Annotated in this window: 11 protein-coding genes; 5 read left to right on the top strand and 6 right to left on the bottom strand. The window is 43.9% G+C overall.

Translation table 11 applies throughout. From position 1 onward, the window contains the following. Positions 1 to 136: 136 nt before the first annotated feature. The 4 genes from G631_RS0102980 to G631_RS0102965 all read right to left on the bottom strand — a co-directional run bounded on the left by G631_RS0102980 (position 137) and on the right by G631_RS0102965 (position 3,707). A complete protein-coding gene (locus G631_RS0102980; RefSeq protein ID WP_026488185.1) occupies positions 137 to 1,537 on the bottom strand; it encodes a glycosyltransferase family 39 protein in 1,401 nt (466 codons plus the stop codon). A 111-nt stretch (positions 1,538 to 1,648) separates the two neighbouring features. Further along, the gene (locus G631_RS0102975) at positions 1,649 to 2,095 is read right to left on the bottom strand and encodes a type II 3-dehydroquinate dehydratase (protein WP_026488184.1); all 447 of its coding nucleotides are present in this window, start codon (positions 2,093 to 2,095) and stop codon (positions 1,649 to 1,651) included. Positions 2,096 to 2,285: 190 nt separating this feature from the next. Beyond that, the gene (locus tag G631_RS0102970) at positions 2,286 to 2,945 is read right to left on the bottom strand and encodes a DUF1961 family protein (protein ID WP_026488183.1); all 660 of its coding nucleotides are present in this window, start codon (positions 2,943 to 2,945) and stop codon (positions 2,286 to 2,288) included. Between the two features lie 9 nt (positions 2,946 to 2,954). Further along, the gene (locus G631_RS0102965) at positions 2,955 to 3,707 is read right to left on the bottom strand and encodes a hypothetical protein (protein WP_026488182.1); all 753 of its coding nucleotides are present in this window, start codon (positions 3,705 to 3,707) and stop codon (positions 2,955 to 2,957) included. Between the two features lie 286 nt (positions 3,708 to 3,993). Here G631_RS0102965 and G631_RS0102960 point away from each other — a divergent pair, with 286 nt between their 5' ends. Genes G631_RS0102960 through G631_RS0102940 form a run of 5 tightly spaced genes read left to right on the top strand, consistent with a single transcriptional unit; the run spans position 3,994 to position 9,687 of the window. Further along, on the top strand, positions 3,994 to 5,823 hold the full coding sequence (locus G631_RS0102960; protein WP_026488181.1) for a peptide ABC transporter substrate-binding protein: 1,830 nt from the start codon (positions 3,994 to 3,996) through the stop codon (positions 5,821 to 5,823). 10 nt (positions 5,824 to 5,833) lie between these two features. Next, positions 5,834 to 6,793: an ABC transporter permease gene (locus G631_RS0102955; RefSeq protein ID WP_330365632.1), complete on the top strand. Its 960-nt coding sequence runs from the start codon at positions 5,834 to 5,836 to the stop codon at positions 6,791 to 6,793. Beyond that, positions 6,790 to 7,707 carry an ABC transporter permease gene (locus G631_RS0102950; protein WP_051196770.1) on the top strand — a complete coding sequence of 306 codons (918 nt, stop codon included), beginning with the start codon at positions 6,790 to 6,792 and terminating at the stop codon, positions 7,705 to 7,707. The genes G631_RS0102955 and G631_RS0102950 overlap by 4 nt, the downstream gene beginning before the upstream one ends. Before the next feature lie 13 nt (positions 7,708 to 7,720). Continuing rightward, on the top strand, positions 7,721 to 8,713 hold the full coding sequence (locus tag G631_RS0102945; RefSeq protein ID WP_026488178.1) for an ABC transporter ATP-binding protein: 993 nt from the start codon (positions 7,721 to 7,723) through the stop codon (positions 8,711 to 8,713). Then, a complete protein-coding gene (locus G631_RS0102940) occupies positions 8,713 to 9,687 on the top strand; it encodes an ABC transporter ATP-binding protein (protein ID WP_026488177.1) in 975 nt (324 codons plus the stop codon). The genes G631_RS0102945 and G631_RS0102940 overlap by 1 nt, the downstream gene beginning before the upstream one ends. A gap of 823 nt (positions 9,688 to 10,510) precedes the next feature. Here the strand turns inward: G631_RS0102940 and carB are convergent. Beyond that, on the bottom strand, positions 10,511 to 13,798 hold the full coding sequence (gene carB, locus G631_RS0102935) for a carbamoyl-phosphate synthase large subunit (protein ID WP_026488176.1): 3,288 nt from the start codon (positions 13,796 to 13,798) through the stop codon (positions 10,511 to 10,513). A 3-nt stretch (positions 13,799 to 13,801) separates the two neighbouring features. Continuing rightward, positions 13,802 to 15,013 carry a carbamoyl phosphate synthase small subunit gene (locus G631_RS0102930; protein ID WP_026488175.1) on the bottom strand — a complete coding sequence of 404 codons (1,212 nt, stop codon included), beginning with the start codon at positions 15,011 to 15,013 and terminating at the stop codon, positions 13,802 to 13,804. Positions 15,014 to 15,170 lie beyond the last annotated feature (157 nt).

Here is a 15,170-nt window from a genome sequence, read left to right as displayed (position 1 = left end):
TGCATTTATGCAACATTTGCCTATCGCGCGAGTGCGCATCCACAGCGGAGCGTTTTTTATTGAATAGGAAAGCAATTTCCTATTCAATAAAAAAGGCCATTGGTGTCACAAACGCCAATGGCCTTTTCCAATAAGCTTAATTATGGTAAATCCTATACAAGTCAAAATCATTATGTTCTATTCCATAGACTCCGAGATATTCCATCCCCAGATTATAGTTAATACAATCATTTTCCGTAACCGGCCAGTTGTTTAATGTATATAAGAACCATGCATTGTCATAATCGCTTGATAGATCGAAGTCTTCAACATATATCAGCCTGTCTTCCGGGAAATAAAACTTATACACAAATCCCATAGCTCTATAATTGTATATAACATAATCATTCTCACCAAGATTATCCTCAAAAAACTCCATAGTCTTGTCGATATACGAGCTCTTGTATTCCTGTCTGAAGCATTCCTTGTACTGAACAGCACCGCTAAAAAGCATAAACAACACAAATAAAACAACTAGATATTTTGCTTTACTTTTCAGTTTATCGGCACATACGATTCCAACATATGTTGCAAGCAGGCCCAAAGCCGGTAAGACATACTGATCACGGTAAATAGGCGATTTTGTAAGAGAGATCAAAACTCCGGAAACTGTTGTCGCTGTAGGAACAAGCATACATAATATCGCAAATCTGATTCCTTTTTTCTTGACTCCCATGCATGCCCAAACAAACACGATTGTCAGAAGGATCAGATATGCAATCTCAACGCCTTTCACCAGTTCAAGTCCAAACGTCCAGGTTATATAGCTTTTTAGTACTTCACCTGTTATCGGTGGTATCCAATAGCTCTCCCTTACACTGGTATATTGTTTTACAAAGCTTGGAAGCCAGGGAGTATATCCTATTAGCAATACGAGGGAGCATATAAGCCAATTTTTTACCAGCTTTTTCTTGCTGATAAGAATTGCCACTAATAAAAAGAACATGACAAAGCATACGCTCACAAATGCAAAATAATGCGTATATGCAGCTCCCAGCACTCCTATTCCCATAAATATCCAGTGCTTTATATCTTCATGGATATATGCTCTGTATCCCTCAATTCCCGCTAAAGTCACAAAAAACAAAGCAAGTGAATACATCCTTATCTGCACTGCAAATTCCATTGTACATGGAAGGCATGCAAGAAATAATATGGACAAAAAAGCTTGCGCCTCTCCAAATTCCTTCTTTATAACAACTCCCATGTACACCAAAATTGCAGCCATAGGTAAGATGGCCGCAATCTTTTGTATCTGTATGTTCTGTGGACTAATTAATTCAAAAATCTTAGCGTAAAAATAATATAGAGGAGGATGAACATCCTCAGCTGTCTTCTCAACTATTCCTTTCAGATCATATCTAAGAAGGTCAAATGTAAAAACTTCATCAGTCCATACATTTTTATTAAAGATCAGGCTGAAATAAAGGATTGTAAAAAAAGCTACTGTTCCCCATATCAGTATCTTTCCCATGTTCTTTTTAATAGAATCTTTCATACCATGCTTTTCCTCTTTAATCTGCAGGTTTCTTGCGGGCTATTTCTGCTTTTGCCCGCAAGAAGTCACAGTTCTCATCAGATAACAGTATACAGGTTTGAAATAATCTCATCAAGCGCGGTCGTGCAGTGCATCTGCGATGAAGTCCATGGCTTCAAGATATCCGGGAAGTCCATGTCCGTAGATTTGCTTGTCGCAGGCAGGAGCGGTTACTGACACCTTTCTGAATTCCTCCCTGGACTGAATATCAGAAATGTGGACTTCTACCTTTACAACATTCTCAAGGCTCTTTAAAGCATCATGAATTGCATAGCTATAGTGGGTATAAGCCCCTGGATTTATGACAATTCCGTCTGTGCCATCGCTGTAAGCTTCCTGAATTCTGTCTATTATGGCTCCCTCATGATTAGACTGAAAAAGAACTACCTCATTGCCATCTTCTGCTGCCTTTTTGCGGATCATATCGCACAAGTAGTTGTAGTCCTGATTGCCGTAGACTGCTTTTTCTCTGATGCCCAGGAAATTTAAATTGGGGCCATTTATCACCAAAATTTTCATTTTTCACTCCTCATATAAATGTATTGGCACGATTACTTCGTAATCTTGCCCTTTCGGTCGGAACATTCCAGTTCATGACTTCGTCATGATTGTTCCTCCCTCTTAACAATGTATTGGCACGATTACTTCGTAATCTTGCCCTTTCGGTCGGAACATTCCAGTTCATGACTTCGTCATGATTGTTCCTCCCTCATAACCAGGTAACTCGCAAGTTCCTGTACTCTGCAACCATAGGTGCAAGCTGGCGAAAACCTATGCAGCCGCCTGTGAGGATATCTCCGTAAGTTACGCCGTCATCATCAAATTCAAATATCTGAAGGCCCCCTACAAAAAAGGTAACCTTGCCGGATTTCTTTACAACTGAAATCTGGTACCAATCAGAATCAGGACTGGCATCAGGGATTGGATCTGCCCCCTGGGTTACAAGGTGAAAGCCGTAGCTCTTTCTAAGGTTACAGGTATGGAAAGCCCTCTCATCAGGCTCTTTTCTTCTAAAATAGGAAACATGAAAGGCGTTGATATCGCCGCTATGATACTGCTTGTATTCACCAGTTCTCTTGCTAAGAGTATCATCAAATATTGAGACGCCGCTCCTTCCCTTGGCTGCAAAAAACATCATGGCAAGTCCAGGCTCCTCAAGAGGCCTAAACTCCCAGTCAATCCTCACATCTGAAGGGAATGATACAGGACACCACAACACGAAATTGGCCTTCTGTCCCTCCTCAGGACTAAGTGCGTTTTTAAGGCGCATTGCTCCCTCGGGAAAAGAAATCTCGGCCTTCCCCTCCAAAATAAAGTCCCCTATGCATTCCTGTGAATTCAGCGGATTTTCGTAGATTATCTTAGACATATATACCCCCTATTTCCCCATGAAATCTGATAATTTAAACTCCTTGCCTGTTCTCTCCTCATAGATCTGGATAAATGATTTGCCCTGATCTTCCGGGTTAAAGTCCACATCCTTGGATTTTACCCTCCACTCGTTGTCCTCCGGAAGATACTGATAGGCAATATTGTGCTGTATCCACTCATAGGCCATATCCTCTGCTGTTCTAAAGCTCTCCATATCAGCCCCGTGGATAGGATACACGTTGATAAGAGCCTGGCAGATAAAGACCATATCCGTTGTATTTTCTATCTTGTAGGAATCAATGATTTTCCAGTGCTCATCCCAGCGAACCACTGAAAATTCCTCTTCTCCATAGGAAAAGACATAATTCTTGCCATCACCTGACGGATTACTAAGATTCACATCAGATACAGATGTAAAAAGAGCTGAGGATTCCTCTCCATCCCCTGATAAGAGTTCACTAGACTTCTCTTCCACAAAGGATTTCCCCATACTGGCGTAATCATCTGCATTATCTCTGATATAGGACATTCCCATACTGGCATAGTCGTCTGCATTATCCCTGATGTAGGACATTCCCATGCTGGCGTAATCATCTGCATTATCTACAACATATGATATCCCAGCACTTGCCAGGTCATCTGCCTTCTCATCTATGTAGTTATCCACAATCGGAATCCCGGTATAGCTGCAGCCTGTGCAAAAAGCGCAGCACATGATCAAAGATGCGCCAAGGCACATCACCACTAATCTTTTTTTCATAATAGTCCCCTCGCAAATACTCGACCTCTTGCAGGCAAAACAGAATCAGCCTGCAAAGCTTTGCTCTTAGTGTATCACATTTTTGTAGTCAAATACCGGCCAGTTATCCTCATTTCTCGCAATTTTCATCAGTAATTTTGTATCTTGCGGACAAAGCTAGCGAAAACCACCATTTATCTGTAGCGATAATATCCTCTTAATTTACATTCCCATGACTGTGAGATAAATTAGTTTTACGCAATTCAAACGTGCAAACACATGATAAATACTTGAAAAGGAGACGATTATGAAAAAGAAATCACTGGCACTAGCACTAACTTTAGTAACAACTATTACAGGAATCCTTGCCGGTTGTGGAAATAATACATCAGCACAGAATGATTCAACTACTACTTCAGGCAGCACTACTGCAAGTACAGCGGCAGCTGCAACAACTGAAGCTGCAAATTCAAATTCAGGAGCTTCTGCAGATTCAGGAGAGCTTGAACTTGCAGATGAGCAGGTACTGAACCTTACCTATTCAGATCTTGCTATTCTGGACGTAAATGACGTAAGGAACTCCAATGAGTTCCAGGTACTGTCACAAGTTCAGGAAGGACTCTTTAGAACCTTCACTGACGAAAACGGAATTGACCACACAGAGCTTGCTGGAGCTACAGGCTATACTGTTTCAGATGACGGTCTTACCTATACTTTCAGCCTTAGAGATGATGCCAAGTGGAGTGATGGAGAAAAGGTAACAGCACAGAACTATGTTGATTCCTGGTTCAGACTTATAGATCCTGAAAAAGCCTTCTCCTATGCCTTCCTTGCAGCAGATGATATCAAGGGAGCTCAGGATTACTACGACGGAACAGGTTCAAAAGAGGATGTGGCTATTAAGCTCATTGATGACTACACCTTTGAAGTAACCTTAAACTCAGCAAATCCTTCCTTCTTAAAGAAGGCTGGAATGCTTCCTCTTTTCCCAATTAGAAAAGACCTTATTGATGCAGCAGAAAGTGCTGGAGAAAACTGGGGTAACGACTACACTCTCCATGTATTCAACGGACCCTTTGTTATCTCTGACAGAGTACTTGAAAATTCAATGACTCTTAAAAAGAATGATCAGTACTGGGATGCTGAGAATGTTCATCTTACACAGGTCAACCTCCGGGTTGTAGATGAGTTCTCAACACAGGCTCAGCTTGTTGAGTCACAGCAGGTCGATATCTTAAAGCTCTCTGACCTTGAGTATGTGGATAAGTGGCAGTCACTTGTTGATGATGGAACTCTTGTAAGGATCATCTCAACATCACCTTCTGTTACATATATCTCTTTTGACCAGCACCCAGCAGGAAACGGTGGCCCTTCAGGCCTTATGCTTAATGCCAAGGTTCGTAAGGCTATAACACTTGCCCTTGATAGAGAAGAATACAATCTTCTGTTTAGAAACGGCCTTTCAACAACTGCTTATGGACTTGTACCTTACGGAATCACAGTAGGCGGCAAAGAATACCGTTCTGAAGCAGGCGACATCTTAAACAGTTCAGAAAATGCAGCACTTACAAGCGATCCAGCAGCACTTAAGGCTCTTTTTGAAGAAGGTATGGCAGAGGCAGGCGTAGAAGGAACTGCTGAGGATGTAACTCTTACTACAATAAACTACTCACCTAGCACACTTGATAACAACATCTATGAGTGGTACGTACAGCAGCTTGAGTCCAAGCTTGGCGTAACAGTACAGGTTGAGACCTTCCCTGATGTTACAGGCTGGAAGGAAGCCCGCGACAGCTATCAGTATGACTTCTACACAATGGGATGGTTCGGAGATTATGACGACCCAGCAAACTTCCTGGGACTGTTTGTAACAGATAACGGATATGCAAGATTCATGGGTGGCTACTCAAATCCTGAGTACGACGAGCTCTACAACAAGGCTAACGCAAGTCTTGATGAAAATGAGCGTCTAGAGCTCTTTACTCAGGCAGAGAACCTTCTTCTTGAAGAAGGCGGTGTTGACCCTCTCTATTTTGACAATGCCCAGATCTACGCTCAGTCATATGTTAAGAATGTAAGCTACCCACTCTTTGGAGCAGACTTCGAGTTCTCAAGAGCCTATATTGTAAAACACTAAGGATGACTTTATGAATATCTTAAGATACATATTTAAAAAGTTAATCATTGCACTTGCTACACTTTTTGTGATAGCAAGTGCAACCTTTTTTCTACTGGCACTTACTCCAGGTGATGCTCTGTCAAAAAGAGTTGAAAAGCTACCGGATGTAGTCACTCAAAGGCTCTATGCCAAGTATGGCCTTGATAAACCAATAATGGAAAGATATTTCATCACCATGAAAGGTCTTTTAAAAGGAGACTTTGGAGAGTCTGTAATCTACGAAGGAGAAACTGTCCAGCAGATAATTGCAGAAAAAGGCCCAGTAAGCGCAAGGCTTGGCATTCAGCAGATGCTACTTGGAGTTACTCTTGGCCTTCTTCTGGGAGTTTTGGCGGCTGTCAAAAAAGGCTCTATCTGGGACTATCTGGTGGTAGTTTTATCAATACTTCTCATATCAGTCCCGACTCTTTTGTTTGCCCTTTTATTGCAAGCCTTCTTTGCAGGTAAGCTTGGCTGGTTTCCGGTTATCGGATGGCCTTCTTCAAACCAGTGGTTTGGAGGCTGGAAATACACTATTCTTCCTACCTTTGCAGGATGCTTTGGCTATATTGCTTCCTACGCAAGACTCCTTAAGGTGTCTATGCTTGATACCATGAATCAGGACTATATCCTGACAGCAGAATCCAAGGGCCTTTCAAGAAGAGAAGTCATAACCCGCCACGTTCTAAGAAACTCCCTGATACCTGTCATGACAAGACTTCCCATGTCTGTCGCCATGTGTATCACAGGATCGTTCTTTATTGAAAGTGTCTTTTCTATTCCTGGCCTTGGCCTATACTACGTAAATGCAGTTGCCGCACAGGATGTGACCATAGTAATGGGCGAAACCGTAATCCTGTCAGCCATCTACATTTTTGTGATTTTTATCACAGATATTCTGTATACAGTGATTGATCCAAGGATACGTATCAGCGGAGGTAAGCGATGAATAGGATACTAACTTTAGAAGAAAAAGCCCACGTAGGAATCAGCAATAATGCCGATGTTATAACAAGGCCTGTTATCTCCTACTGGCGCGGCGCCTGGATAAGATTTAAGGAAAATAAGATAGCTATCTTTGCACTATATTCCCTGATACTTCTTATTTTTTTCATTATCTTTGGTCCGGTTATAAGTAACACAAATTACACGGAAATAGATGCTGCAAATAGAAATATATCTCCCAATTCAGTGAACTGGTTTGGAAGTGACCAGCTGGGAAGGGATCTCTTTTCCCGCATATGGATTGGGGCAAGGCTCAGCCTTATCATTGCTCTTGTGTGCTCTATGATACAGCTCCTTGTAGGCTGCGCCTACGGCGGAATAATGGCTTACTTTGGAGGCAAGGTTGACTCTGTCATGATGAGAATAATTGAAATCGTTACATCTTTTCCGTCACTTCTTGTGACACTGCTGATCATGATGGTTGTTGGTAAAAACGTGGCTGGACTTCTCGTTGCCATGTGCATAACCTCCTGGGTTGGAACCGCAAGGATCGTAAGAGGCCAGATCATGCAGCTTAGGGAATCTGAATATGTTCAGGCTTCGCAGATGCTTGGAAGCAGCCCTTTCAGGATCATATTAAAGCACCTTCTGCCAAATACTATTTCGCTGCTGATCTTGGATCTGTGTTCGTCAATCCCTGACTATATCTTTACGGAAGCTTCGCTTAGCTTTCTTGGAATGGGGCTTGGAGGCGACATCATATCTCTTGGCGTCCTGATTTCTGATGGCAAGACTAAGATGCAGTTCTATCCCTGGCAGATGTTCTTTCCTGCAGTGATTCTGGTCATCGCAGTTTTGGCCTTCAATCTCATTGGAGATGGGCTGCGGGATGCTCTCGATCCCAGAAATATCCGTTAAATGGAGGTTTACTTTGGCTAATGAATTATTAAAGGTTGAAGACCTTAAAGTTGATTATCATACCTATGCCGGCATTGTACAGGCTGTAAGAGGGGTATCCTTTTCTCTTGAAAAGGGAAAGACTCTGGCTATAGTCGGAGAGTCAGGCTGCGGCAAGTCAGTTACTGCAAGATCGATACTAAAGCTCATTCACGAGCCTGGCCAGATTGATAAGAGCAGCAAAATCTTATTTGAGGGAAAAGATGTTAATTCTTTTTCCGCAAAAGAGCTACAAAGCTACAGGGGAGGCGATGTTTCTATAATCTTTCAGGATGCTATGGCTTCCCTTAACCCTACAATGACTGTAGGCAAGCAGATTGTTGAAAACATCCTTCATCACAACAAGATGAAAAAAGTGGATGCAAAAAAAAGAGCTGTTGAGCTTTTGTCCTTGGTCGGCATCACAGATCCTGAGCGCCGCTACAAACAGTATCCACACGAGCTGTCAGGTGGCATGAGGCAGAGAGTCATGATCGCAATTGCCTTTGCCAACAATCCAAAGCTTCTGATTGCAGATGAGCCAACAACTGCTCTTGATGTGACTATACAGTCCCAGATCATGGAGCTTTTAAGAAGTTTAAAGAATGAGTATGGTTCATCAATCATACTGATAACCCACGATCTTGGCGTAGTTGCTGGAATTGCAGATGAAGTAGCTGTCATGTATGCAGGAGTTATCGTAGAGCATGGAAGTGCCAAAGATATTTTCTATAATCCCAAACACCCTTATACCAAGGCGCTTCACGAGGCAGTTCCAAGGGTAGATAATAAACGCTCTGACACTCTTGTTTCTATTGCAGGTTCACCGCCAGATCTTATAAATCCAAATCCAGGCTGTCCTTTTAGTTCCAGGTGCAAGCACTGCATGAATATCTGTACAAAAGAGATGCCGCCTTCCTACAGTTTTGATAATGGACACGAGGCTAGCTGCTGGTTACATGCACTGGATGAAAGTGAGTTTAAATAATGGAAAATGAAGTGATTTTTGAAGTTAGACATTTAAAGAAGCATTTTAAGTTGGAAAGAGGACAAGTCCTTAAGGCTGTTGACGATGTTTCTTTTGCCATAAGAAAAGGTGAAACTCTGGGGCTTGTTGGAGAGTCTGGCTGTGGGAAGACAACCTGCGGAAGAACTGGAATTGGTATCTACGAGAAGACTTCCGGTGAGATACTGTTCAAGGGACATGACATATCCACCTTCAAGCACAAGCAGCTTAAAGAGTACAAGAAGAAGGTTCAGATGATATTCCAGGATCCTTACGCAAGCCTCGATCCGAGAATGACTGTGGCTGACATAGTGGCCGAGGGGCTTGATGTTCACAAGCTCTACCAAAACAAGGCTGAACGCATGAGCAAGGTTTACGAACTACTTAAGCTGGTTGACCTTACCAGTGAGCACGCAGGCAGGTTTGTCCACGAGTTTTCCGGCGGCCAGCGTCAGAGGATTGGCATAGCAAGAGCTCTTGCAGTCCAGCCTGAATTTCTGGTCCTGGACGAGCCAATATCTGCTCTTGATGTGAGTATCCAGGCTCAGGTGGTAAATATGCTTATGAATCTTCAGAAAGAAATGGGGCTTACGTATCTTTTTATAGCGCATGACATGGCTATGGTGCGTCATATTTCTACCAAAGTTGCCGTAATGTACATGGGAAAAATAGTAGAGATGGCAGAAACAAACGAGCTTTTTGAAAATCCACTCCATCCCTACACCAAGGCTCTTTTATCAGCAATCCCAATCCCAGATCCTCTGGCCGAGGAAAAGAGACGTCAGAGCCAGATAACTCTCGAGGGCGAGGTCCTAAGTCCCATAAACCTTGGCGCCGAGTGCAGCTTCTGCAGACGCTGCCCCTCAAAGTCCGACGCCTGCCTCCACACCGCCCCCTCCCTCATCGACATCGGAGGCGGCCACCTCGTCGCCTGCCACACCGCCGCCCGCACCTAAACCCGCGCACCACAACCGCACCGCCAGAGCTCTTCCCACCAGAGCAGGTCCGCCGAAGCAGTGCGCTCAGAACCGCCCCGCCGGCCGGCATGACGCGAGCTCATTCAGAAAGTTTTTTTCGTCGGCTTCAGCACGGGTATTCATGGGCTTCTGGAAGGCGCATAAGAATTCTACGGTTCAAAACTCGCACCAGGGCAGCGCTTGTGAGTCGACCAGTTTCCTATGCGAGTCTTTTCTGGCAAATGCGATTTTCTAATGTTTCCATAGCAGTTTTTCCCGCGCATGCGAAGCGTTGTCTGAAGCAGGACGGGAAAACTATGTATATATGAAAATGCCATTAGGCGCTTTGCGCCATAAAGAAATGCGGCATCAACTTCTCCAAGCTTGCTTGAGAGGATTGATGGCGCATTTCTTGTATACGCCCGCATCGCGGGCTATGGCATTTTCTGTTGTAAATTATATTTCCCGTCCTGCAAGTTTACGCTGCAGCATGCGCATTAGAAGAAAAACTGCGGAAACATCTAAGAAAATCTGCATTTGTCAGTGACGAGCACTACGGGAACTGGCGCGAGTAAAAAGCTGCCTTCTGGTGCTCGGACATGTTGAACCGAAGCAGAATTCTTATGACCTTCCAGGAGCCTCATGACTACATCCTTCTTACACAGACGAAAAAAACTTCCATGAATATCGCTCGCGTCATGCCCGGGCGGTGGGGCGGCCTGCGCTGAATGGCTCTGGCAGAGTGGCTCTGGCTGGTGCGGGTCTGATGGCAGCTCCGGAGGCAGTGGCGGTTCTGATGGCCGGGCGCCTGTGCGGGCGCGGGTTAGATCTTGGCGATGTCGACGAGGGTTAGAGCTTCCTCGGAGCTTGCGCTCTCAAGGCTGGTTACGAGGGCTCTTGCTGTGTCGAGGGCGGTGATTACGTTGACACCAGTCTCGATGGCGGTGCGGCGGATTATGAAGCCGTCACGGGTCTTGTCGCGGCCCTGAGTAGGTGTATCGATTACAAGGTCGATCTTGTGGCCTAGGATAAGGTCGATGACCGTAGGTGACTCCTGGCTAAGACGGTTGATTTTTCTTGCGGATACTCCGTTTTCGTTTAAGGTATCTGCAGTAGATCTTGTGGCGTAAATGATATAGCCAAGCTTCTTGTAGCGCCTTGCTATATCAATTACTTCGCCCTTATCTGCATCTTTTACAGTAATGATCATCTGCTTGTACTTAGGAAGGTTGATTCCTGCACCAAGGAAGGCCTTATACAGAGCTTCATCAAAGCTCTTGCTGATTCCAAGACACTCACCTGTACTCTTCATCTCAGGTCCAAGGCTGATCTCAGCTCCTCTTATCTTTTCAAAAGAGAATACTGGCATCTTGATAGCTACGTAGTCAGCTTCTGGCTGAAGGCCTGGTGTATAGCCAAGATCCTTTAGCTTTTTGCCCATCATTACCTGAGCTGCAAGATCTACGATAGGAATACCTGTAACCTTGCTGATATAAGGAACAGTACGAGATGACCTTGGGTTTGCCTCAATGATGTAAACCTCATCTCCCACTGCAATAAACTGTACATTGATAAGACCAATTACATGAAGAGCCTTGGCAAGTCTCTTTGTGTATTCAGCAATAGTCTCTTTTACCTTATCTGAAAGAGACTGGGCTGGATAAACTGATATGGAATCACCAGAGTGGATACCTGATCTCTCGATGTGCTCCATGATACCTGGGATTACAATGTCTTCTCCATCACATACAGCATCCACTTCTGTTTCCACACCCTGAAGGTACTTATCCACAAGAATTGGATGGTCCTGAGCATATCTGTTGATAATGTTCATGAACTCTTCGATTTCTTCATCAGAAAGAGCTATCTGCATGCCCTGACCTCCAAGAACGTAGGAAGGTCTTACAAGAACAGGGTATCCAAGGCGATTTGCAACTTCCTTGGCTTCCTCAGCAGTGTAAACTGTTGCTCCCTGAGCACGCTTTATCTGTGTCTGTTCAAGGATTTCATCAAAGATTTCTCTATCTTCTGCAGCATCAACATCCTTGGCATCTGTACCGTAGATCTTGACACCCATCTTCATAAGGTCTGCTGTCAGCTTGATTGCTGTCTGTCCACCAAACTGAACCACTGCTCCGTCTGGCTTTTCAAGGCGAACGATATTCTCAACATCCTCAGCTGTAAGAGGCTCGAAGTAGAGCTTGTCAGCAATATCAAAGTCGGTACTTACTGTCTCCGGGTTGTTGTTGATTATGATTGTTTCGTAACCCTCTTTTTTGAAGGCCCATGTGGCATGAACTGAGCAGTAGTCAAACTCAATACCCTGTCCGATTCTGATAGGGCCAGAACCAAGGACAAGAATCTTTTTCTTGCGCTCAGCATTTTCTCCATCAGCTGCGTTTGCCTGATCTCCAGCTTCATTTTCTGAATCTGGTCCATTATAAACTGAATAGTAGTAAGGTGTCTCTGCCGCAAACTCAGCTGCGCAGGTATCTACAATCTTGTAGGTTGCATGGATGTTGTAGAAATCACGAAGCTCTTTTAACACATCCACAGGGAATCTAGTAAGTCTTGAAATAACTGTGTCAGGATATTCAAGGCGCTTTGCTTCCAAAAGTGTCTCAAAGCTTATTACTTTCTTGGCATCTTCTAAAGTACCTGTTTTACCTGCAGTATTTTTTTCTCCGCATCTAAGGAGCTTTAGTTCCATCTTGACCAGGGTATGAAGCTTATCTATAAACCAAAGGTCGATCATGGTTATGTCGTGAATCTGATCGTGGCTTATTCCGCGCCTCAAAGCCTCAGCTATAACCCAGATTCTCTGGTCATCAACTATTTTTAATCTCTCTAAAAGCTCATCATCATCAAGGTCAGAGAAGTCATAGCTTGTAAGGCAGTCTACGTGCTGCTCCAAACTTCTGATGGCCTTCATCATGGCGCCTTCAAAGTTAGTGCAAATGCTCATAACTTCGCCTGTAGCCTTCATCTGAGTTGTAAGAGTTCTCTTGGCTGTAATGAATTTATCAAAAGGAAGCCTTGGGAACTTAACTACGCAGTAGTCAAGGGTAGGCTCAAAGCTTGCATAGGTCTTGCCTGTGATGGCATTTTTGATCTCATCAAGGGTGTAACCAAGGGCAATCTTGGCAGCAACCTTGGCGATAGGATATCCGGTTGCCTTACTTGCAAGGGCTGATGAGCGGCTAACTCTTGGGTTAACCTCAATTACGCAGTACTCAAAGCTTGTAGGGTGAAGTGCAAACTGAACGTTACAGCCTCCAGTAATCTTAAGCTCGTCGATGATTGAAAGAGCTGCGCTTCTGAGCATCTGATATTCTTTGTCAGAAAGAGTCTGAGAAGGAGCAACAACGATTGAGTCACCTGTGTGAACGCCTACAGGGTCAATGTTTTCCATGTTGCAGACTGTAATGCAGTTTCCAAGGCTGTCACGCATTACCTCGTACTCAATTTCCTTCCAGCCAGCGATACATCTTTCAACTAAAACTTCGTTGGCTCTTGAAAGTCTGAGTCCATTCTCCAGAATTTCTTCGCACTGGGCCTGATTATAAGCGATACCGCCGCCTGATCCTCCAAGAGTATAGGCAGGACGCAGAACTACAGGGTATCCAATCTTATTGGCAAAAGAAATACCGTCTTCAACGTTATGTACAACCAAAGAAGCTGCTACAGGCTGGCCCAGCTTTTCCATGGTGTCCTTAAATTCCTGTCTGTCCTCAGCCTTTCTGATAGTCTCTGCTGTAGTACCAAGAAGTTTTACATTGTGAGAAGCAAGAAATCCTGACTCGTCAAGCTCCATTCCAAGGTTAAGTCCAGCCTGTCCTCCAAGGGTTGGAAGAATTGAATCAGGCTTTTCTTTTTCTATGATCTGCTCAAGGACCTTGACTGTAAGAGGCTCAATATAAACCTCATCAGCAATATCCTTATCTGTCATGATGGTAGCAGGATTTGAGTTTACAAGGACAACTTCAATTCCTTCTTCCTTAAGGGATCTGCAGGCCTGTGTTCCGGCGTAGTCAAACTCAGCAGCCTGTCCTATTACTATAGGTCCTGAACCAATTACCAGAACCTTTTTTACATCTTTATTCTTTGGCATAACTTATCTTTCCTCGCACATATCTATAAATCTATCAAACAGGTAGCTTGAATCCTGAGGTCCAGGACATGCCTCCGGGTGGAACTGAACCGTAAAAATGTTCTTGCCCACATATTTAAGGCCCTCATTGGTTCCATCATTTACATTTATAAATGCTGGCTCAGCAACATTCCTATCAAGTTTATCCATATCAACTACATAGCCATGGTTCTGGGATGAAATGTACACTCTGCCGTTAGTAAGGTCTTTTACCGGGTGATTTCCACCTCTGTGACCATACTTAAGTTTGAAAGTGTCAGCTCCTGTGGCAAGGGCCATAAGCTGATGTCCAAGGCATATTGCAAAGATCGGCACATCAGAAGCATAGAGCTTTTTGATTTCCTCTATAACTCCACGGCAATCCTTGGGATCTCCAGGACCATTTGACAGCATGATTCCATCAGGCTCATCTCTTAAGATTTCCTCTGCGCTTGTGTCAAAAGGATAAATTGTAACATCGCACCCTCTTGCAGCAAGGGAATCTGCTATGTTCTTTTTGGCTCCAAGGTCAAGAAGTGCAATCTTAAGTGGTCTTGTTTTTCTTCCATTCAGTTCCTTGACAATTGCAGGTCTTTTCTCTCTCTTTGAGAGATCTCCCTTAAGGGATGCCTCATAATCTTCCTTGTTAAAAGATGCACTTCCAGACAAGGGGCCATTCTCTGAAAGGCTCTCTACGCCTTTTAGGAATTTCTTTTCCTTGCAGGAAACCTTGCTGACAACATCTCCGGTTGTGTAGGCATGGAGCTTATCTTTTACCTGGTCGTAGGTAAGGCTCTCATTGGTTGTGATAAGGCCGTTCATGGTTCCCTTATCTCTAAGAAGTCTTACCAATGCTCTTGTATCTATTCCTTCAATTCCAGGAATCTGGTATTTGTCCATAAATTCCTGTACAGTCATATCGCATCTAAAGTTTGATGCCACGTGAGACAATTCCCTTACTATGATGGCATCAACCCAGGGCTTTTCTGACTCCATGTCATCCAGGCAAACTCCGTAATTGCCTATAAGGGGATAGGTCATGCACACAGCCTGTCCCGCATATGAGGGATCAGTAAAAACTTCTGTGTAGCCAGCCATTGATGTGTTGAACACAATTTCGCTTACCACATCCTTGTCTGCACCTATATGTTTGCCTGTAAAGACTGTCCCGTCTTCAAGTATCAGTCTTGCTTTCATTACTCCTCCATTCTTTGTGTAACCTTACGCCAGTTTTTTCGAAATATGTACATGTCAGCTCTCATAGTTCTAAACGTTCCGATGAGCCCTAGACATCAATATCATCGTGCATAGGCACTCGATATTGATAGGTCTCATCTCCACAGAACTAAAATCA

This window comes from Butyrivibrio sp. XBB1001 (assembly GCF_000424505.1).
GTDB lineage: Bacteria > Bacillota > Clostridia > Lachnospirales > Lachnospiraceae > Butyrivibrio.
The sequence above is the reverse complement of the archived record's forward strand: the minus strand, read 5'-3'. Positions and strand labels throughout refer to the sequence as shown.

Bases quoted from the DNA above. Each gene is read 5' to 3' on its own strand.
- G631_RS0102975 (WP_026488184.1), bottom strand. From the start codon at position 2,095: ATGAAAATTTTGGTGATAAATGGCCCCAATTTAAATTTCCTGGGCATC.
- G631_RS0102965 (WP_026488182.1), bottom strand. From the start codon at position 3,707: ATGAAAAAAAGATTAGTGGTGATGTGCCTTGGCGCATCTTTGATCATG.
- G631_RS0102970 (WP_026488183.1), bottom strand. From the start codon at position 2,945: ATGTCTAAGATAATCTACGAAAATCCGCTGAATTCACAGGAATGCATA.
- G631_RS0102930 (WP_026488175.1), bottom strand. From the start codon at position 15,013: ATGAAAGCAAGACTGATACTTGAAGACGGGACAGTCTTTACAGGCAAA.
- G631_RS0102955 (WP_330365632.1), top strand. From the start codon at position 5,834: ATGAATATCTTAAGATACATATTTAAAAAGTTAATCATTGCACTTGCT.
- carB (WP_026488176.1), bottom strand. From the start codon at position 13,798: ATGCCAAAGAATAAAGATGTAAAAAAGGTTCTGGTAATTGGTTCAGGA.
- G631_RS0102980 (WP_026488185.1), bottom strand. From the start codon at position 1,537: ATGAAAGATTCTATTAAAAAGAACATGGGAAAGATACTGATATGGGGA.
- G631_RS0102960 (WP_026488181.1), top strand. From the start codon at position 3,994: ATGAAAAAGAAATCACTGGCACTAGCACTAACTTTAGTAACAACTATT.
- G631_RS0102940 (WP_026488177.1), top strand. From the start codon at position 8,713: ATGGAAAATGAAGTGATTTTTGAAGTTAGACATTTAAAGAAGCATTTT.
- G631_RS0102950 (WP_051196770.1), top strand. From the start codon at position 6,790: ATGAATAGGATACTAACTTTAGAAGAAAAAGCCCACGTAGGAATCAGC.